Below are 20,164 nucleotides of genomic sequence, written 5' to 3'. Positions count from 1 at the left end.
TTATAAAAGTAATTTTTAACTTTATATTATCAACCAAAAAACGGTTACCCTATGGAACGCAGAAAATTTTTATTCAATACCGCTTTAGCGGCATGCACAATGGCTTTTTTAAGTAAACAAAGTTTTGCAGCGGCTTTTGCCGATCCGGCTTATCAGTTTAAACCATTGCGCGGTAACGTAGGTATGTTTGCCGAGCAGGGTGGCACCATTGCCTGGCTGGTAAACAAAGACGGTATTGTAGTGGTGGATGCCGAGTTTCCGGAACCTGCAACCCATTTGATCGCCGAATTGAAAAAGAAATCGAACAAACCTTTTAACTGGCTGATCAATACCCACCATCACGGCGACCATACCAGCGGGAACATTTCCTTTAAAGGTTTAGTAAAAAATGTGGCGGCACATGCCAATTCATTAGCTAACCAAAAAGCGGTAGCGCAAAAACAACACTCCGAAGATAAACAGCTTTATCCGGATACTACTTTTACTGATAAGTGGAAGATAAACGCCGGCGACGAACACATCAGCGCGCATTATTTTGGTACCGGGCACACTAATGGCGACAGCATGATCCATTTTGAGAATGCCAATATTGTGCATACCGGCGACCTGGTTTTTAACCGCCGTTACCCCTTTGTTGACCGCAGTGCAGGTGCATCATGCAGGCATTGGGCGGTTGCGTTAGAAGCAGCTCAAAAGAAATTTGATAAAGACACGCTATTTATATTCGGCCACGCGTTTGATCCGCAGAAGGTAACCGGCACCATGGCCGATTTAAAGGCCATGCAACATTTTATGGAAAAACTTGTAGCCTTTGTAGACAGTAGTATAAAAGCCGGAAAAACTAAAGAAGAAATTTTAAGCGCCAAAGCAATACCGGGTGTTACCGAGTGGCAGGGCGACGGCATAGAACGCGGACTTACCGCCGCTTATGAGGAATTAACGGCTTAATGATTTTCTGCCGGATACAAATAGTGTCCGGCAGTTATTTTAAATTAAAGAGTTTTAGTATCCCACAAATTCCTTTTGCTTTATCTCCACCGAACCTTTGTTCTCAGTAGTGCTGATATACATGGCTACGTGGTAAAAGTCATTTTCAAACATGTAGATGTTGTTGTCTGCATCCTGCCCCTGAAAACTCATCTTAAGATTATTGCGCTTGGCGTCACTTATCATATTAACCACATGCTGCGGATCGCGGGTGGTATATACAACTGTACGCAATACCGTACCGTTTGATAGTTTATTGCTTTCTCCAATAACTACTGTTTGCTCTTTTTGCTTAGGATCAACCGTGCGGAAATGTTCAATTTTTTGCCCGTCAACCTCCTGAATATATTGCTGCTTGAAAACCTTGCCCAAGGTTAAATAGGTGTGCGCCTCGCCTTGTGAAAGATTAGTGAGATTAGTAAGCTCAAAAAACGAAATACTTTGCGCGTATGTACTTACACCAACACTAAAAAATAATAATAAAAGCAGGTATCTTTTCATTTTTCAATACGAAAACAAATATAATTCTATTTTTTACTCTTGTTTAATTTATGGATGATACGTTTTTTCGGCATGTTTTACAACGTCCTCTTTATAAAAAAGCACATCTTTAAATTTGCCGTCAATAAACCCCTGAGCCTGATCGGTAAAGTGTTTGGAATTTGGGTCAAACGATGCGCCACCGGTAATTATGGTTTTCGCTTTTATTTTAGGGCCAAACTCAACTGCGGCTATAAAACTATTGCCCGAGTAACCGTAGCGTTTATTTGTGCCCGGCATTATCCGGCTTTGAAATGAGGGTAACTGCCCGAAGTTTGAGGATGTTAAACCCACCGGCAGGCTTGGCAGTTTGTCATTAAAAGTAATACCATTGGCAGGGCGCTGGTAGCGGTTAATATCTCCCCATTGCATTTTCCAGCTGCCATAACGTGCTTGCAAATCTGCTAAAGCCTGTTCCAAATAAGTGAGTTCCTGTGCCGGATCAATAGCCTGCAGCATATCATGTATGCGTTGGGTTTGATAACTGCCCCCTGCCGGATTTTGTAATGGCAATAACGACCGCATCATTAAACTGCCCCACTCCACAGCAAGCGTAGTTGCTACCGATTGTGCCGCGCTGCGCCTGTCCCACTGTTTAAGTCTGTTGATTGGCTCCGCTAATTTTGATTTTACCGAATCGGGGGCATTGGTATAAGCTGCAAAAAGCGACGGCAGCAGATCATCAAACATAGCCAGGTAATGATCGTACCCTTTGGCTATTAAGCCATCAAGCGTAAGGCCTTTAGCATCTTTTAATAGCTTAATGGCATTAATAGCGCGGTAGTTTTCCCCGTTGGGCGACATATAGACGGGATATTTACTTTTATCCGGGCTGGCCGCACCTGCCGATGTGTAAGGTGTGGAGTTGCAATTTTGAATAAACCCTGCAGAGGGGTTATAAACGTGCACAATTTCGTTAAGCGGGTGTACGCCTTTCCATTCTGTAGCTGAAATACTACCATCAACCGGCAGATCCCAGTTATAAGCAGTATCGCGACGGGGCACAAAGTTGCCATACCATAATGCCGTATTACCCTGATCATCGGCATACACCGTGTTATTACTGGTGTTGGATAACAGATCCATCGCTTTTTTATACTCCCCGAAAGTGTTGGCCTTAGTAATTAACCATGATTCCAGCAGGGCTTTATACGTACGGTTATTTTCTTTAAGTGCCAGCCAGCGGCCATCCTTTGCAGCCATTACCGGGCCATGTTGGGTATAATAGGCCATAATGTCCCGGGTCTCCAATTTGCTACCCTTTTTTATCTTCATGTGCAGGATGCGGGTGCGTACAGCCTTTAGTTTACCATCGTATTCGTAAAACCAGTCACCATCTTTTTTAACCATTTTTTCCATATACACATCGCCCACATCCGCATAACTACTGGTGTGCATCCAGCCGCAATGTGCGTTAAAGCCCTGGTAAATGAAAAACTGCCCCCACGTTACAGCGCCATAGGCATGCAAGCCTTCGTCACTGTTCAACCCTACCTCGCTACGGAAATAAAACGGCACATGCGGGTTAATATATAATAACGCATGTCCGGATGCTGTTTTAGAAGGCGAAATCGCAAATCCGTTTGAACCTGTTTCGCGTTCGGCATTGGTGTTTATGATAGACGCGGGATTGTGGTGAACTGCGCCCATTTTATCTGCATCTCTCCCATAAAAAACCTGTGTTTGCCCCGGGCTTATCCGGCCGGTTTCGGTGGCGGCCACACTACCATCGGTAAACATTAAAGCAAACCAGGGCTTAAAACGTTTAAATACTAATGGTTTTACCTCGGGGTGCTTATATAAATAATAGTTAATACCGTCGGCAAAAGCGTCCATCAGCTTTTTAAACCATATAGGGCTATTGTTATAATCCTTTATAGCATCGGCACTGTCTGCAATTAGTTGCAACTGTACATCTGTATATAAAACACCTTCTCCGTCGGCTTCGCTTTGCCGGCCCAATTGGTAAAGGTAATTACGTTCTATTCCTTCAAAATTATCCTCGCATTCCGTATACATTAATCCGAATACCACATCTGCATCGGTTTTTGCATAAATATGCGGGGTGCCGTAATCATCGCGTATAATTGTTACCGCTTTTGCCTGTTTTTTAAACCGGGCTATTTCGGCTGTATTGAAATTTTGCGCTATGGCTAAAAAAGGTAGGAGTATAAAAAAGCTTGTAAAAATTCTTTTCATGTATGCGGGCAGGTTACTTTTTGCATCTAATTTAATAATTAGCGGGGTATAATAAAACCCAGTGCACGGCATACGGTAAAATACTTATTCGCATAAAATCTTTGAATGGCTGATTAAAATCTACTTTAATAAGCGTTTTTAAAAAGCATAACATTAGCATACAATTTGTAATAAAAATTTTACATACCTGAAAAGGATTTAGTGTAACGCATGACATAAAAACAGGCTCTAATATATATGTAATGAGTTTTTTACAAAAAAACCCTGCATTTTGACAAATTGATGTTGCAATATATTAAATGAGATATCGTTCAATGTGTATATTTGACACCTATAACTTTAAAAAGTTTTTAAAAAGTTTAGGTACAGTATTTGCTCTGAAACAGCACATATACAGTACATTATAATTGCTTAATGTTAGCCGCGAGGTTATTATTATAAGAACTTGGATAGATTAACATGTTATCTGAGATTTAGTTGATCAACATTATTTGAGAGATGATGTTGCAAAGGCGTTCCGGGGTGAGATACGGAACGCTTTTTTATTTTATTTCACCGTAATTATATTTACGACATATCTCCTGCTAAAGATTGATTAGGAGTAAAGTTACCATGATTTAGACCGGCCGGACACATGCTGATCCTGGAGATGTTTCTTTTTATACAAAGCGATAACTAATGCCACCATTTGATTGTAAGTATCCAACCCGGCGGGCTGGTTATTTACCTTTAAAAAATTATCATAGAAGATTCCTGTGATCTCGTCTATCTTATTTTGATAGGAAAGCCAATAAAGTCTTTCCTGTTTAAAATCCGCCTTTACCGCCGGCGATATTGACGCCTTAAGTTGCTTATGAAGCACGGTGTCGGCTTCGTACATGGCAAACATGAATTCGCCTACTGCCTGGTGATAAGCCGAGTAGCGCAACAATCTGTCGTTTGATGAAGTGGCGATCATGAAGCCTGCAAAATTTGCTTCGTCTTCGGCACCGAATCCCATCTGGTGCGACATTTCATGACAGGCAACAAATGGGCGGTTAAAAACAGGCATTTGATAATTGATCTGTGTTTCACTTGTAAACGGATTATAATAGCCCGAAGTACCTATATAGTTCATTACTGGTGTTAACAGAGAGGGTTTAATGTCCGGACTATAAGTTTTATATACCGGCGACCTTTGCGATAAACCTTTAACCGCGTTTATAGCTGACAAATAAATTGCACTGTTATTTTGCTTCAGATCTGCCGGGGTAAGTCTTTTACGGCAGGCATTCGCACTATCAATAAGTATTGTAGTTACCTGTTGCAAATCGGTAAGGGTAAAGGTAGTATCAGTAAGTTTCAAACGTTCTGCAGCGGACGGGCGAAAATAATTCAAGCCCCAAAAAAGATAAAATATTAAGATACCGGTTTCCAGGCCAATAATAACCCCCGAAATTAAACCGAGGGATTTTACAAAATTTCGTTTAAAAGCAAATTTTACGATTTGTACAATAGTGTATATCAGGAATCCGATAATAAAGATATACAATATGTCGCCAACGCTAAACGGAAATATATTAAAAACAGGATGCAATGCGCGGCAAATAAAAGTATATACACCTTGCGAGTAATATTTTTCAACCGCTTGCGGATAATCAGCAAACAACATTAGCAAGTAAATTAAAAATGCCAAAGCCAAAATTGCTATGCCCCTTTTTAATAAAAGTTTCTTGCCGTAAGTATAGTCCATTTTCAGCCGTAAATATATGGCTAATTATAGATTTGCTCACTTTAACAACCTTAAAACTTTAAGGAATATTTTATAAACAGATGCTATAAAAGAAAAGACCCCCGGTTTTCGGGGGTCTTTAACAAATTTATTATAAAGTAACTATTTACTTATTTTCACCGGAACAGACAGTTTATCCCAGTTAAGCGAAAAACCTTTTTTGTTTATCTTATAAACTAAGCGTTCATTCATGGCGGATTTCACAGGAGTAACTGTTACCCTTAACTGATCCTTACTTTCGTCATATTTAAAGGCGCCCCATTGGTCGGCTACATTGTTAAATATAATTGTCCAGGTGGTTTCAGTAGGGATAGCAAAAAAGCCATAAGTACCTGCGGGTAGTTTTTTTCCTTCTACCATAATATCTTTGCTAGTTGTAAAAACAGTGGCTTTATTAGCGCCTGTGCGCCATACATTACCATATTTCTCTAAGCCGCCAAATACCTGCCTGCCTTTTACCGACGGGCTGCCATAGTTAATTGTAATTTGTGAACCGGCTACTACGCCGCTAACGCTATCGCGCGGACTGGCAATTGGTTTTTGCGCCCACGCCATTGCTGAAAATAATAAAGCGATAACTAAACTTGCCGTCGCCTTAAGCTGAAATGTCTTTCTCATGATGTTTATTCTTTTGGGGTTTAACGGCAATAAAGATATAATGATTTTTTTTATTGTTGGATAAAGCACGCACAAAATAGTGGTATTATGATGATGGCATGATTAAAAAATAAATAATTCATTACTAAAACTTTAAAGCCGGAGGCGTGTTTTATTGGCTGAAATCACATTGCAATTAGGAATAGCCGTAAGGTTAAACAATTGTTGTGAGTTTTGCCCCTGCCACTCATATGGCAGGGGTTTTTTGCGGGCCAATATTCCGTTAATTTATTATAGCCCTATAACTCCATATATTTGCTGATTATAAGCAGTTGCCGATTAATTAAATGAAATATAACGTAAGGCCTTTTTATTTGCTACTTTTTATACTGGCTGTAACAGTTAATTTTTCGGGCATTGCTACTGATTTTTTTTCTGATGATCCCGGGTTATATGCATCCATCGCAAAAAATCTTATCTATAAAAAAGATCTGCTGCAGTTATACACATATAACCAGGATTGGCTTGATAAACCCCATTTCCCGTTCTGGATGGTTTATGCAAGTTTCAAGGTTTTCGGGATAAGTGTTTGGGCATATAAACTCCCCGCTTTGCTCTTTTTTTTACTGAGCCTGGTTTATACCTTTTTATTTACCCGCAAGTACTACACAACAGAAACAGCAATAATTGCGGTATTAATTCTATCAACCGCACAGCATGTTATATTATCAAATACCGATGTACGGGCCGAGCCTTATTTAATGGCCTTAATTATCGGCAGCATTTATCATGTAGCCCGGCTGTACGAGCGTTTCAGCATTAGCCAACTATTATTAGCCGCACTGCTCGCCGCTTGTGCTATCATGACCAAAGGCATTTTTGTTATTGTTGCCATATATGGCGGCTTGCTTGGTCAGTTACTATTTGAGCGTAAATTTTGGTCGGTATTCAGCGTAAAGTGGTTATCGCTTTTTGTGCTTACGGCATTATTTACCCTGCCAGAGTTATATGCCTTATATATACAGTTTGATATGCACCCGGAAAAGGTTGTTTTCGGACATACGGGTGTGTCCGGCATCAGGTGGTTTTTGTGGGATAGCCAATTCGGGCGCTTTGTAAATAATGGCCCAATACAGCAAAAATCATCCGGCGACGTATTCTTTTTTTTGCACACCCTGCTATGGGCATTTTTACCCTGGTGCCTTTTATTTTATTTCTCGGTTTACAAAACCATTAAAAATATTGTTCGCAAAGTTAAACTTCCGGAATATTATACAATAAGTGGCGGCATGCTTTTGTTAGTATTGTTCTCGTTATCACGCTTCCAGTTGCCTTTTTATACCAATATTATTTTCCCGCTTTTCGCAATAATAACCGCCCCTTATTGCATTAAACAACTGAGCCAATCAGAAGGAAAATTAAGGGACTTGGCACAAATCATATTCATTACATTACTGCCGTTAGTAATTATTGTAGTGCATTTTTATTTAAAACCGGAAAGCTCCGTTTTTTTTATAACGGATTGTATTGTGTTCGGAGCATTAATGCTTGTTATTTGGTTTAAAACAAAACAACGTCCGCAGCGTGTTTTTTTGCTTAGCTGCTGCTCTGTGCTATTTGCAAATTTTTATTTAAGCATCGTTTTTTTTAGAACGGTTGCCGCTTATAACGGCCAGATAGCCGCGGCAAAATATGTTAATAAACATATGAGCAAACCGTTTAAAATATATTCCTTACGAGAATCGAATAACGTTTTTCAATTTTATTGCAACAGGCCTGTAAGCTATTTACCGGTTAATGAACTACGCACTTTTTCCTCATTGCAACCAACTGTATTTTTTGCCACCCAACAAATTGTAGATAATTTAAAACAGCAGCATACCGATTTTAAAATTATCCATGCTTTTATTAACTATCCACAGGAAAATGTGCTACCTGCTTTTATTAATAAAAACACTCGTGCAGGCACGCTAAACCATGTTTATTTAATCAGTAAATAATTAATTGGAAAATTCCTACTTCAAAAAGCTATAAAGTTAACTTTTAGTTTACTTTATATATTATTGGCATAACATTAGTGATATGATAAACAAGATTGCCAATTTATGAATGTTTACACAAAAACCTATCTAACTGAAGCGGAAATAGTAACAGCCATAAAAACTAAAAGCCGTACAGGAGCAGAAGCTTTATATGATATGTACGCCCGTACCTTATTTTACTCAATCATCCGTATTGTTAAAACCCGTGAAGTTGCAGAAGATGTATTGCAAAAGGTGTTTTTGAAAATATGGAATTCTTTTAATTTATATGATCCTGAAAAAGGAAGATTATACACCTGGATGATAAACATTGCCCGTAATATGGCTATGGATGAGTTACGATCAAAAAGACACCATAACTCATTATTAAATCAGGATATTGAGAGCGCCGATTCTTCTTATATTGAAGCGAATTACCAGGTTCAGGTTAACATAGATCATTACGGTTTACGTAATTTTGTAAATAATTTAAAAGAAGAGCAGGCGGAGATACTTGATCTTGTATATTTTAAGGGTTATAGCCATACCGAAGCTGCCAATAAATTACAATTACCCTTAGGCACAGTAAAAACAAGGGTACGTTGCGGACTCAAAGCATTGAGAGTTTTTCTAATTAAGGATATAAACTTTCTGAAAACCGCTTCATAGCTTTTTATTTTACGTCGTATTTGTATACTACATGGCCTAAATTTCCATTACTATCCACCCCTTCAATAAACTAATGCAAATAATTTACTTAAGAAAAAAGGACAACGATTTCTCATTGTCCTTTTGGATAGTTTAAATATTTGATCAATTTCTTCGGGATCGACCCTTCAAATTATTTAGGGCCACCTGAACCCGGTACGGGCAGGCTGCCGCTTCCTGAATCCTCAGGGTTAAATTCACCTTCCCCCTCTTTCTTTTTAGAGAAATCAAGCTTGCCGAATTTGTAGCTGATGGTAATACCAAAACTGCGGATAGGAATTTGACGGTAATTAGTTTGACTAAAGTTTGCGCCGTTTGTAGTTGAGGTAAGGTTAACATATTTGTTAAACGGATTTGACGCTGTTAAACCTATGCTTGCCTTTTTATTAAGAAATTGTTTACGTACCGCAATGTTATAAAAATAAAACGCCGGGCTGCTTCCTTGAATATCCTTACGGGATGAACGATAATTAATAAATGTTTCGGCGGCAAAATCGTTTCCGAAATCGTAGCTGGCATTAAGATTAATACGGTAATTTAACCCGCTTACGTTTGAACTGCCCGGATTTTTGATCACCCGGTTTGCTATGAACATATTTGAGCGGAGATTTAGTTTACGCGTTACCGGAACAGAACCGTACAGGTTAAGACCGTAATTTATCTGCGAGCCGATATTATAACGCTGTGTAAGTGATACATTATCATAAACATTACCATTTACAATCAATTCAGGGTAAAACGTAGTGAATCTTTGCAGGTCATCTGTATTGTATCTGTAAAATGCTGCTACATTTATATTTGTACCCTGTTTAAATGATTTATTATAACCTAACTCAAAGTTATATCCCTTTTCGGGTTTAAGATTAGGGTTACCTGTGCTGATATTATGCGGATCGCTGATGTTATAAAACGGGTTAAGATCGCCATAGTCGGGCCGGCGTATACGATAAGAAAAGCTCAGTTTAATAGATTGTAACTGATCTAACTTATGCATCAATATAGTTGACGGTGCCAGAATATTATAGCTGGGTATTTTTGTTCCCTGAAAATCAACTGAAGTAGTGGTGTACTCGTCGCGCAAGCCTGCTTTACCTTCCAGGAAATCATTGAACATAGAAAAAGTAGAAGCCAGATAATACGCATAAATTTTACGGTCGTAGTTGAAACCATAGGTTTGATCAGGATTCGGCACATAAGTCGAACCCATCAGCGTATCGGTAATAATACGATTGCTTATGCTTTCAAAAACCGCCTTTGCGCCTGTCTCAATAGTAAATGTTTTTGATATGGGGTGGGTATAATCAATAGAAATATTGGTTTCATGATCGTTACCCGGGTTATCATTAGATATACCTGATGATGGCACACCTACATTATCGTAATCCTGTTGCTGAAATGAGTTAAACTGGTTTTTACCATAACTGGAATTGTACAATACGTCAAGTTCCTGACCTTCCTTATCAAATGTTTTGCGATAATTTAAGCTCCAGTCGGTAGACGTACCGTTAAACTTACTGCTGGAGTTACGTAAACTGCTCAGGTAGGAGATGATATCATCATCCGGATTATACTTAGTTTGCTCCTGCGTAGTAAGATCCTTGCTATCATTACCGAAATGATTAAAATTTAATGATCCGGTAAGATCATCATGCGGAGTAATGTTCCATTCCAGGTTAACACCAGACTGATAACCGTTACGTGTAAAATTGCTTGCACCATTCTGAAATAAGGTAGTTGTATTACCTAATGAATCTGTTGAGGAACGGTTATTACTATTGGGGGTTTCTCTTCTTAACTGAGCGTTCCCACTAAAAAAAGCATTAACGCCGAAATTCCCTTTCCGTGCATTCAGGTTAAAAGATCCGTTTTCGCGCCGGGTGCCGGCTGACAAGTTCACGCTTCCGTTTATACCTTCCACATTATTATCTTTTAAGATAATATTAATAATACCACCTGTACCAGATGCATCATATTTAGCTCCGGGACTGGTAACTACCTCAATGCTTTTGATCTGGCTGGCAGGTATAGACTGTAAGGCATCAGCTAAACTGGCCCCAAAAATGCTGGATGGTTTACCATTAATTAAAAAACGGATATTCCCGTTACCTTGTAATTCCACATTACCGTCAATATCAACAGTTACCTGCGGAACCTTTTTTAATACATCAATAGCTACACCGCCCTGGGCTGTAAGATCGTTGGCGGCGTTGTATACCATTTTATCTATCTTATTTTGGACTAACGGCACTGTTGAGGTAATGTTTACTGTTTTTAGCTGCCGTTGTACAGGGCTGAGTATTATTTGCAATGGTTGGGCACCTGCTTTAACATGTGCTAAGGTATGCCTGTTATAGCCCAAAAAATCTACTGTTAATTTATAATCGCCTGCAGGCAAATTATCTATGGTAAATACGCCTTTGGCATCGGTGCTTGCGCCGTTAAAAGGACTGGTACTGCCTTGTTTGTAAATGCCCACCGTGGCATAATCTACAGGCTTTTTGGTAAGTGAGTCAATTACCGTACCGGTGATGCTTAATTTGCCATCCTGCGCCTGTACCTTTAAACAAAAAACAGAAATAAGAGTTAATATTAATACTTGAATTTTCGTTCGCATGAATAGAATTTTGTCGATTTATTATATATAAGGGACGGCAAAATTGAAAGAAAGTTTGTATTAAAACTGTATTTTGAGGGCAAGTTGCAAGATTGTTACATTAAGCAACTATGATAAAGTATATTCTTTTCAGAATATCAGCACTAATGTTCCACCGATAATCAGCAGTGCCCCCAAGGCTGATTTAAGCGTTACCGGCTCGCCTAAAAATATAACTGACAGGATAATGGCTATAGCCACACTCAACTTATCAACCGGGGCAACCTGCGATACTTTTCCTAACTGCAAGGCTTTAAAATAAAAGATCCATGACAGCCCGGTAGCGCATCCTGAAAGAATCAAAAAAATCCAGTTTTGTTTAGTTAAACCACCTATAGTATGATTACTACCCTTGTATATAACAATTGCCCAGGCTATAAAGAGAATTACAATAGTACGTATCCCTGTTGCCAGATCGGTATCAACACCCTTTATACCAACTTTTGCAAAAACAGCAGTTAAGGCAGCAAATAATGCTGCTAATAATGCATATATCCACCACATATTTTATTTTTTTAAACACCTAAAATTACCGGAATAATCTGGAGCAAATCTGTTTTAAAAAATGAATATTAATTTTTTTAACAAATAATTATTAAATATCATGGTAAAGTAAAATTTATTTAGACGTTATTCCTATATTGAACGTTTTAATAAATATGACCAAGAAAACCGACTTTGTTTACTCCCATGAATCTGAACCGCATCGTGTTCGTACAAAAAAGATTTTAAAAGAATTTCCGCAGTTAAGACAACTGATAGGTAAAAATCCAAATACCATTTTTGCTATTGTGGGTTTGGTAGCTTTCCAGATAATTATGGCATGGCTGCTACGTGATCAATCGTGGTGGTTAGTTGTGGGTGCTGCTTATTTATTAGGAGCCTTTGCCGACCATGCCTTATTTGTGATGATACATGAATGCACCCATCAGCTGTTATTTAAAAACCGCAATGCAAACCGGTGGGCATCTATGTTTGCTAATTTGCCGCAAATATTGCCAAGCGCAATATCTTTCGAAAAATATCATATCAAACATCACTCTTTCCAGGGTGTGCATGAATTAGATGCAGACCTGCCTAATAGGTGGGAGGCTAAACTGATCAGCAATTCGTTTTTCGGAAAAGCACTTTGGTTATTGTTCTTTCCAATTTTTCAGCTTTTCCGCTTATCACGATTAAGGGAGATACATCCATTTGATGGCTGGATACTTACCAACTTTTTATTGCAGGTAGTATTTACTGCTGCTATATGGTATTTTATGGGCTGGCATTCCCTTACGTTTTTGCTGCTTAGTTTTTCATTTTCGGTTGGTTTGCACCCATTGGGCGCCCGCTGGATACAGGAGCATTATTTAACCCATAGCGTTGAGCAGGAAACGTATAGTTATTACGGCAATTTTAATACGGTTGCATTTAATGTGGGTTTTCATAACGAGCATCACGATTTCCCGTCCATACCCTGGAATAAACTTCCGCAGATAAAAAAGACGGCTCCAGAATACTACGAAACGCTTTATTATCATACCTCATGGACAAAACTTTTCTTTCAGTTTTTGTTCGACAGGGAGATATCGCTGTTTAACCGGATTTTACGTCGTGACAGGGGCAAGGTTGTACTTACAGATACCTCAAAACCTGACATCGACCTGACCACAACAACCAACAAAGAGGCGGTTGCCTGATATCAAATTTAGTTGATGCCAGAGTAAAATCATCCGCCAATTAACTTGTTTATTACCGATAAAATTACTTATTTTGCTAATATTATTAGCAAAATAAGTATGGTAAATGCATCTGAAAAACTCTTAATTTTCGGCAGATATATCGGCCAAAGAGTATTGGTTAAAAGTTATTTAAATAACGAAGTTCAAATTGGTACACTTAAAGGAGTAAAACAGAATGGCGTACTAATTAATATTAATGAGGTAAGCCGCTGGATCCCAGTATCAGATAAACTTGAACTGTGCGATATTAAACTATTGCTAAAACCGCTAAAAAATTTAACACCCGAAATTATTTCTACAGCGAACGGTCTCCCGGTACAGGCTTTTATTACACCCTATTATCAGCAGTTAGGTTTTGATATGCCTGTTTATATTGCTCCGGGGCATCCATGCAATTGTAATTATGTGCAGGAGATAGGCCTGGCCGATTACCGATCCGCAAGGGAACTTACTACCGCAAATTAACTTTTAGCCGTTGTTTGATCCTTACATCTATATCAAAATGTAAAACACAAGCTCATTTTTGATTTTTGCATTATTATTGTTAACATTTTGCAATAATTAATGCGAAGTTTATACTACATAATGCATTTATGTGTTATTAACGGATATTAAAAAGAATGAGCCGTCGAAAAAAATTAAATATACTTATACCCGTTGTTTTTTTGCTTTTTGCAGGTGCTTTTGCCAAACATAAGTTAATTGATAAAAAGTTACAGCCCGAAAGCAGGTTGCAAAATAAGGAACTGGATGAAACATCCGGCATAGCTGCATCCGGCATAAATCCTGATATTTATTATGTGCATAATGATAGCGGCGATACCAGTCGTTTTTTTTCCATAACCCCTGATGGCGTTTTACACAGCACCATTTATTTTAAAGGAACAGGCGGACCTCCGTATGGTGTAAAAGATTGCGAAGATATTGCTGTTGGACCCGGCCCTTTAAAAAGCAAAAGTTACGTTTATATAGGCGATATTGGTGATAACGGTAGTGATCGTAATTTTATTACTATCTACCGTTCAGAGGAACACAAAGCCTGGACTAAGGATAGCATAATACACGCAGCCGTTACATCAGTCAATCTAAAATACCCGGATGGCCCAAAAGACGCGGAGACGCTAATGATAGACCCCATTGAAAATTTACTATATATAGTAAGCAAACGACATGATACCGTTGGTGTTTATACTACCCCTTTAAATTTTAAAGCAAACAGTACACTTACATTAACCTTCCGCTGTAAATTGTTTTTTTCAGGACTTAAACCATTTAAGTGGATAACTGCTGGTGATATATCAAAAGATGGCAAGCAAATACTCTTGAAAAGCTATGAAAAAGTTTATTACTGGCAGCGCAAGCCAAACGAACCGATATGGGCAGTTATGCAAAAAACTCCACGTGAATTGCCTTATAAACAGGAACGTCAAGGTGAAGCCATAGGTTTTTCACCTGATGGCAAAAGTTATTACACCACCAGTGAAGGTGTATTTGCACCGATATATCACTACGAAATCCCCTGATCAATTTGGGACAAATCATTTATACGCGCGCACCAGCATTACCCCATGCGGCGCAACGCTCGTTTTAAAATCGGGGCCGCTGTTAATAATGTATTTTTGCTGCCACACATCCCTTATCCGTTTATAGCCTGCTATGCCGGCCTCCTCACGGTTTAGGGATATAGTTTGATATTTATCAGACTTATTAAATATACCTATAGCCTTGCTTCCGTCTTTCATTTCTTTTATCCAAACTTCGTAGCCATCTTTTTTTATTACAGGCAGCGCGGATTTACCTAAAGCATCCTGATCAATAGCCAATACCTCATCATTTGTGAGCAAGTTTAAAGTGAACTTGTCCAGCCGGCTCATATCACAACCTATCAATAAAGGCACTGCCTGCAAACACCATAAGCTGATGTGTGTGTACTGCTCATCATAAGTAAGCCTTGTATTGTGTAAATTTGGCCCCCATCCTACTTTGCCTACAACCAGCATATCAGGGTCGTTAAAATGTCCGGGTTGCGCATACGGGGCTGCTGCCGCCTGGCCAAAACCAATACCCGACATGCTTTGCCAGGTATCCTGTATATCCCCTGTAGTACGCCAGCTGTTACCACCAACCTCGGCGCCCCATTCCCAAACCTTACCCATACCATACTGGCAAAAGCTAAACATAATATCGCGGTTTATTTTATCTAAAGCGGAGCGCATTACCTGGTAAGGTTTTTTCATATCGGCCAGCGTAGGGTTTTTTGCCGTCACTTCCGAATAGGAGCACCAGTCATATTTCAAGTAATCTATTCCCCAGTCGCCATAGGTTTTAGCATCCTGATCCTCGTGCTGCCAGCTACCCAAATATCCGCCGCAAGTACGAGGCCCCGGGGATGAGTATATCCCTATTTTTAAACCTAACCCATGAACATAATCAGCAAGGGCTTTCATATCCGGGAACTTGCTGTTAGTGGCTATTTCCCCATCAGCCCGACGGTTGTCTGCTTCCCATCCGTCATCAATATTAATATACGCCCATCCATGCGATGCAAGCTTATCGGCCATTGCCTTTGCGGATATGCGCACTTTTTTATCATCAACACTTAACCCCCATGCGTTCCAACTGTTCCATCCCAAGGCCGGGGTTAAACCAATATTATCACCTATACTTATGGTAAATTGCTTGGTGCGGCTGCCAATGGAGTTACTTACCGTAAGTGTAACAGGATAATCGCCTTTGGTATTTACAGTACCCGTAATTATACCGGTAACTGCATCCAAATTCAATCCATCAGGTAAACCCTCGGCTTTATAGGCAAGAGGTGCTTTACCTGTAGCAGGTATGCGGTATAAGAATGGGTTACCCGGGCGGGCGCCAAACACATCAGCTCCGTTTATTTTTGGTCTTGATGATGGATAAGGGGTTAATACATAGGGTGTACTTTCTGTTTTGGATATTTTAGTCCCCGATGCTTCATCGGTAAATGTATAGCTGATATCATACGATTTCTTTTGTAATTCGCCAATAGTAAACGTATAAGTGAAGGGTTTACCTGCGGCAAAATCAGCGTCGTTAGTTTTTTCATAAATAACCGAACCGGTTTCAGGATCGGTTACTTTAAAATTCAGCTTTCCTTTATAATTATAATTACCTGTAGTTACCAGTTTAACAGATTTACCCAAACTGCTTTTAGGGCCATAACTAAAATCACCATCGGTATTAATATTTACATAATCCATTACATCATTCATGCTGATGCTGAACTTATCTCCATACAAACCACCTGCTCCTCCGGTATCAAATATCCGTATGGCTATAACGTTTTCCTTATCCCATAAAATGGCGGGATTGTTGGCTGCTATCAGATAAGTACGCGGCCCGTATTTACTTTCCTTAATATCAGTACCCGAGCCGCCATATTTACCTATGAGCTTGCCATTCAAATAAACTTCGTCGTTATCATCCACATTATGCAACTCCAGGCGCAGGCTATCTTTTAAGTAAGAACTTTCTTTTAAAGATGTGGGTATAACCACGTGCAGCCTGTACCAACCAAAGCCGTCATAGTTGGCAAACCCCTGGCTTTCCCAGTCGCGGGCAACATCTATAGAGTTCCAATTGCTATCATTCAATTGCGTTGATGCCCATTGCAGGCTGTCGCCTTGCTTAAATTTCCATCCTTTTGATAAAGATAACTCCTGCGCTACGGCGCCTAAACAACAAAAGCATAGCAGTAACGCTATGGATAAAACTTTTTTCATTTAACAGTATTTTCGCTGGTTAACAGATCAATATATTTTACCTGCTGCGGAAACCACACCATCATTTCGCCTTTGCCACGATTAGCCCAGGCATAGTATGGTATAGCAGTAAGTGTTTGGTTTTTTGTATGGATGTTTTGTCCGGAATCATCTATCACTACGGACTTAACATCCGCCTTTAAAACGGTTACGCCGTTTAACAGGTCGCCTTCGTATTGTGTAGTGAACTTTGTATTTTCAGGGACGATTATATTCGCTGCTTTGCCAAAATTATCTTTCCACTCGGCGCAATACATCATCGGGCCGCGTTGCAGGGCAACTTTATTATCATCATTAGGCAGTTTGGCGTTTGCTGTTACACGGCGTACTTCCATAGGCAGGTTAACTTCTATCCTGTCATTCTTTTTCCACTTTTTAGCAAGCACAGCATAACCTTTTTCCATATGGTATTGTACCGGCTCACCATTTATTTTGATGGTTACGTTTTCATTATTCTGGTGCTGATAGCGATACAAATCTGATGGGATGGCTTCATTTTGGGCCCAGCCGGGTATGCGTATCCTTACATTCATATCCATTGCTTTTGACGGAGCAACGGTAAAAGCCAGGTCGCCGTTCCAGGGATAGTTATTCTGCTGAGTGATTTTAACTTTGCTGTTATTTACTGTGACATTTGCCGTACCGCTGATAAAAAGATTTACATAAATATCCTTGCCGTTTTGAGCATACATATACCCCGGCACAGACGGAATTAAGCGAGCAACATTAGTAGGGCAGCACGAACAAGTAAACCATCCAGAACGCTCACGTTCAATATCAGGATGATTAAAATTATCCTGTATTTGCATGGCGTTGGTGTAAAAAAATGATTTACCATCCAACCCCACACCTGATATTAAACCGTTGTATAAAGTTTTTTCGAGTACATCAATATACTTGGCATCCCCATGCAGTAAAAACATGCGTTGGTTCCAAAATACGCTTCCTATAGCGGCGCAGGTTTCGTTATAGGCAGTGGTATTGGGTAATTCGTAATTGTCGCCAAAACGCTCGCCATCGCCAACAGCGCCTATGCTACCCTGCACATACATTTTTTTGCCCACCATGTTATCCCAAATCTTATCAATGGCGGCTAAATATTGCTTATCTCCGGTTAATGCCGCTACATCAGCCATGCCCGAATACAGGTACATAGCCCGTACGGCATGCCCTTCGGCCTCATCCTGTTCAATCACGGGTTTGTCGTCCTGCCAGTAAACACCATTTTCAAATACATTTTTACTTTTCTTATTGTATTGCTTTTTGCCGCGCTCATCAATAAAAAACTTTGCCAGATCAAGGTAAGCTCTTTTACCTGTAATACGGTACAAGCGCACCAAACCCATCTCCACAATTTCGTGGCCGGGGGCAACGTGCTTTTTATCAGGCCCGAAGGTACGCACCAGTAAGTCGGCATTCTTTAATGCGATATTAAGAAAGTTACGTTTGCCTGTTGCCATATAATGCGCGGCTGCTGCTTCAAACATATGCCCGCAGTTATATAATTCATGGCTGCTGCTTTGTTCGTTTATCCATCGTTCAGGTCCGGCTGCGGATATCGGGTGTAAGGGATCAATAGAGCGTGCGGTATATAAATACCCGTCGGGCTCCTGTGCATTTCCTATAATCGTGATCAGCGAATCAAGATAGGTTTGGAGCTTTTCATCAGGATGAACCGCTAAGGAGTAAGATGCGCCCTCAATGGTTTTATAAATATCGGTATCATCAAAAGGGTACACAGTACAAAATTTGCCTTTATGCTCGGCGGCCATTTCAAAATTCTTTACCCTGCCGGTAGTTTTACAACGTTCAAAAGAAGCCGGTATGGTAACGGTACGATTTGTCTCTATCCGTGATGTCCAAAAATGATCTGTAAGTTTAACATTAGTAAATGCTACCGGCTGAATGGGATAATCCTGCTTTTGAGCATTCGCTTCGATACCAATAAGTACAAAAAAAACAAAACTGAGTTTTTTCATGAGCAAAATGGAAATGATAAAGGTAAAGCTATCAAAAATATAATATAAATAAGCTTTAATGGCGGCAAATGCACCACGTAAGCTTAAATATCTACATTCAAGTATTTTTTAATAATTTAATTATCAGACAATTATAATTTATTTTTATTTTATATAGTACTTTGCATTGCATATTACTATGTAAAACATATATCTTTGCTGAAATAAAACAAACCTTATATGAAAACAAAGATCAAATTAAAGAAAATGATACTTACCCTGATATTGCTGGCAGCCGGCAGTATAGTAAGTTACGCACAATGCGGCAAAAATGTATTATTCAGTTCCGTTGAAACGATATATCTGGATGCAGACGGGGATATACAGCGTACTGTAGATGAACCTGCCTCAATAGAGTATGGTAAAACTAATATTAAGCTAACACACGGCACAGAAAACGAGGAAATGAACGGCATTATTAAATCAAATACCTGCAACTGGACAGTGCCGTTTAAAGAAGGAAAAAGTGTAATTACAGCTACCTTCAGTAATAACAACGGAGATGAGAAAGATGCCACCATTACCATTGAAGGCAAAAATGGAAAAGTGACATTAACTTTTGAAATGGAAGATATGAGCGGCCGAAAAATACAAGTAGCCGCAGATAAATTTATAGAGAAAACCTGATTACTTGCCATTAAATAGCGGGGCGTTGGTGCGGCGTTTCGCTATTTTTTTGCAGCGTAAATATGTTTTACTGGGGTACATGCTATTTATTAATATATCAATTATTATATTTTAATAAAAAATTATACATTTAGTTATTATAAAACAACCCCATTATGAAAAGAAAATTAATCACAACAGCTCTTTTATCCTGCTGCTTCATGATATGTTTAGCAGCCATTGCTGACCTGAACGGTAAATGGACAGGATCTTTAACCATGACTGACGGCAACACTATTCCGTTAAGCTACACCTTTAAAGTAGATGGCGAAAAACTTACAGGTACTGCACAGTCTCCACAAGGAGAAGTGAACATTGAGGACGGAAAAATTAAAGGTGACGACTTTACCTTTAGTGTAAATGTACAAGGCATGGATATACCGCACAGCGGAAAATGCTACGCCGACTCGGTTAGCATGAATATACAGGTAGGTGATGATCATTTACACACCACGCTAAAAAAAGCTACAAATTAAATTCCAA

At 39.4% G+C, this 20,164-nt stretch carries 16 protein-coding genes; 8 read left to right on the top strand and 8 right to left on the bottom strand.

What is annotated here, in order from left to right:
- Window positions 1-51 precede the first annotated feature (51 nt).
- A complete protein-coding gene (locus I5M19_RS00385; protein WP_200062927.1) occupies window positions 52-948 on the top strand; it encodes an MBL fold metallo-hydrolase in 897 nt (298 codons plus the stop codon).
- Between the two features lie 54 nt (window positions 949-1,002).
- Here I5M19_RS00385 and I5M19_RS00380 read toward each other — a convergent pair whose 3' ends face one another.
- The 4 genes from I5M19_RS00380 to I5M19_RS00365 form a co-directional block, all read right to left on the bottom strand.
- Window positions 1,003-1,488, bottom strand: coding sequence for a hypothetical protein (locus I5M19_RS00380; RefSeq protein WP_200062926.1), 486 nt, complete (start codon window positions 1,486-1,488; stop codon window positions 1,003-1,005).
- Between the two features lie 48 nt (window positions 1,489-1,536).
- A complete protein-coding gene (locus I5M19_RS00375) occupies window positions 1,537-3,726 on the bottom strand; it encodes a penicillin acylase family protein (RefSeq protein ID WP_200062925.1) in 2,190 nt (729 codons plus the stop codon).
- Between the two features lie 607 nt (window positions 3,727-4,333).
- Entirely contained in the window at window positions 4,334-5,458 is a 1,125-nt protein-coding gene (locus I5M19_RS00370) for a DUF3810 domain-containing protein (protein WP_200062924.1), read from the bottom strand.
- 141 nt (window positions 5,459-5,599) lie between these two features.
- Window positions 5,600-6,115 carry a DUF2911 domain-containing protein gene (locus tag I5M19_RS00365; RefSeq protein ID WP_200062922.1) on the bottom strand — a complete coding sequence of 172 codons (516 nt, stop codon included), beginning with the start codon at window positions 6,113-6,115 and terminating at the stop codon, window positions 5,600-5,602.
- Between the two features lie 326 nt (window positions 6,116-6,441).
- On the opposite strand from I5M19_RS00365, the gene I5M19_RS00360 reads away from it, so the two are divergent.
- On the top strand, window positions 6,442-8,094 hold the full coding sequence (locus tag I5M19_RS00360) for an ArnT family glycosyltransferase (protein WP_200062920.1): 1,653 nt from the start codon (window positions 6,442-6,444) through the stop codon (window positions 8,092-8,094).
- 105 nt (window positions 8,095-8,199) lie between these two features.
- Complete coding sequence (locus I5M19_RS00355) at window positions 8,200-8,784, top strand: RNA polymerase sigma factor (protein ID WP_200062918.1); 585 nt, start codon at window positions 8,200-8,202, stop codon at window positions 8,782-8,784.
- 172 nt (window positions 8,785-8,956) lie between these two features.
- Here the strand turns inward: I5M19_RS00355 and I5M19_RS00350 are convergent, their stop codons facing one another.
- The gene (locus I5M19_RS00350) at window positions 8,957-11,437 is read right to left on the bottom strand and encodes an outer membrane beta-barrel family protein (RefSeq protein ID WP_200062916.1); all 2,481 of its coding nucleotides are present in this window, start codon (window positions 11,435-11,437) and stop codon (window positions 8,957-8,959) included.
- Window positions 11,438-11,566: 129 nt separating this feature from the next.
- Window positions 11,567-11,980, bottom strand: a complete 414-nt coding sequence (locus I5M19_RS00345; RefSeq protein WP_200062914.1) for an EamA family transporter — start codon at window positions 11,978-11,980, stop codon at window positions 11,567-11,569.
- A 155-nt stretch (window positions 11,981-12,135) separates the two neighbouring features.
- On the opposite strand from I5M19_RS00345, the gene I5M19_RS00340 reads away from it, so the two are divergent.
- From I5M19_RS00340 to I5M19_RS00330, 3 genes are all read left to right on the top strand, one after another.
- On the top strand, window positions 12,136-13,158 hold the full coding sequence (locus tag I5M19_RS00340) for a fatty acid desaturase (protein WP_200062912.1): 1,023 nt from the start codon (window positions 12,136-12,138) through the stop codon (window positions 13,156-13,158).
- A gap of 99 nt (window positions 13,159-13,257) precedes the next feature.
- The gene (locus tag I5M19_RS00335) at window positions 13,258-13,665 is read left to right on the top strand and encodes a hypothetical protein (protein ID WP_200062910.1); all 408 of its coding nucleotides are present in this window, start codon (window positions 13,258-13,260) and stop codon (window positions 13,663-13,665) included.
- 155 nt (window positions 13,666-13,820) lie between these two features.
- Window positions 13,821-14,723 carry a hypothetical protein gene (locus tag I5M19_RS00330; RefSeq protein ID WP_200062908.1) on the top strand — a complete coding sequence of 301 codons (903 nt, stop codon included), beginning with the start codon at window positions 13,821-13,823 and terminating at the stop codon, window positions 14,721-14,723.
- Between the two features lie 15 nt (window positions 14,724-14,738).
- Here the strand turns inward: I5M19_RS00330 and I5M19_RS00325 are convergent, their stop codons facing one another.
- Both I5M19_RS00325 and I5M19_RS00320 read right to left on the bottom strand, forming a co-directional pair.
- The gene (locus I5M19_RS00325) at window positions 14,739-16,958 is read right to left on the bottom strand and encodes a putative Ig domain-containing protein (protein ID WP_200062906.1); all 2,220 of its coding nucleotides are present in this window, start codon (window positions 16,956-16,958) and stop codon (window positions 14,739-14,741) included.
- Window positions 16,955-18,976 carry a glycoside hydrolase family 127 protein gene (locus tag I5M19_RS00320; protein ID WP_200062904.1) on the bottom strand — a complete coding sequence of 674 codons (2,022 nt, stop codon included), beginning with the start codon at window positions 18,974-18,976 and terminating at the stop codon, window positions 16,955-16,957. Before I5M19_RS00320 ends, I5M19_RS00325 begins: the two co-directional genes overlap by 4 nt.
- A gap of 219 nt (window positions 18,977-19,195) precedes the next feature.
- Here I5M19_RS00320 and I5M19_RS00315 point away from each other — a divergent pair, with 219 nt between their 5' ends.
- Window positions 19,196-19,642, top strand: a complete 447-nt coding sequence (locus I5M19_RS00315; protein ID WP_200062901.1) for a hypothetical protein — start codon at window positions 19,196-19,198, stop codon at window positions 19,640-19,642.
- Window positions 19,643-19,797: 155 nt separating this feature from the next.
- Window positions 19,798-20,157, top strand: coding sequence for a hypothetical protein (locus I5M19_RS00310; RefSeq protein ID WP_200062899.1), 360 nt, complete (start codon window positions 19,798-19,800; stop codon window positions 20,155-20,157).
- Window positions 20,158-20,164 lie beyond the last annotated feature (7 nt).

The organism is Mucilaginibacter segetis (genome assembly GCF_016522075.1).
Lineage (GTDB): Bacteria > Bacteroidota > Bacteroidia > Sphingobacteriales > Sphingobacteriaceae > Mucilaginibacter > Mucilaginibacter segetis.
Note: the sequence above shows the minus strand (reverse complement) of the source record. Positions and strands in the feature narration are given on the sequence as shown.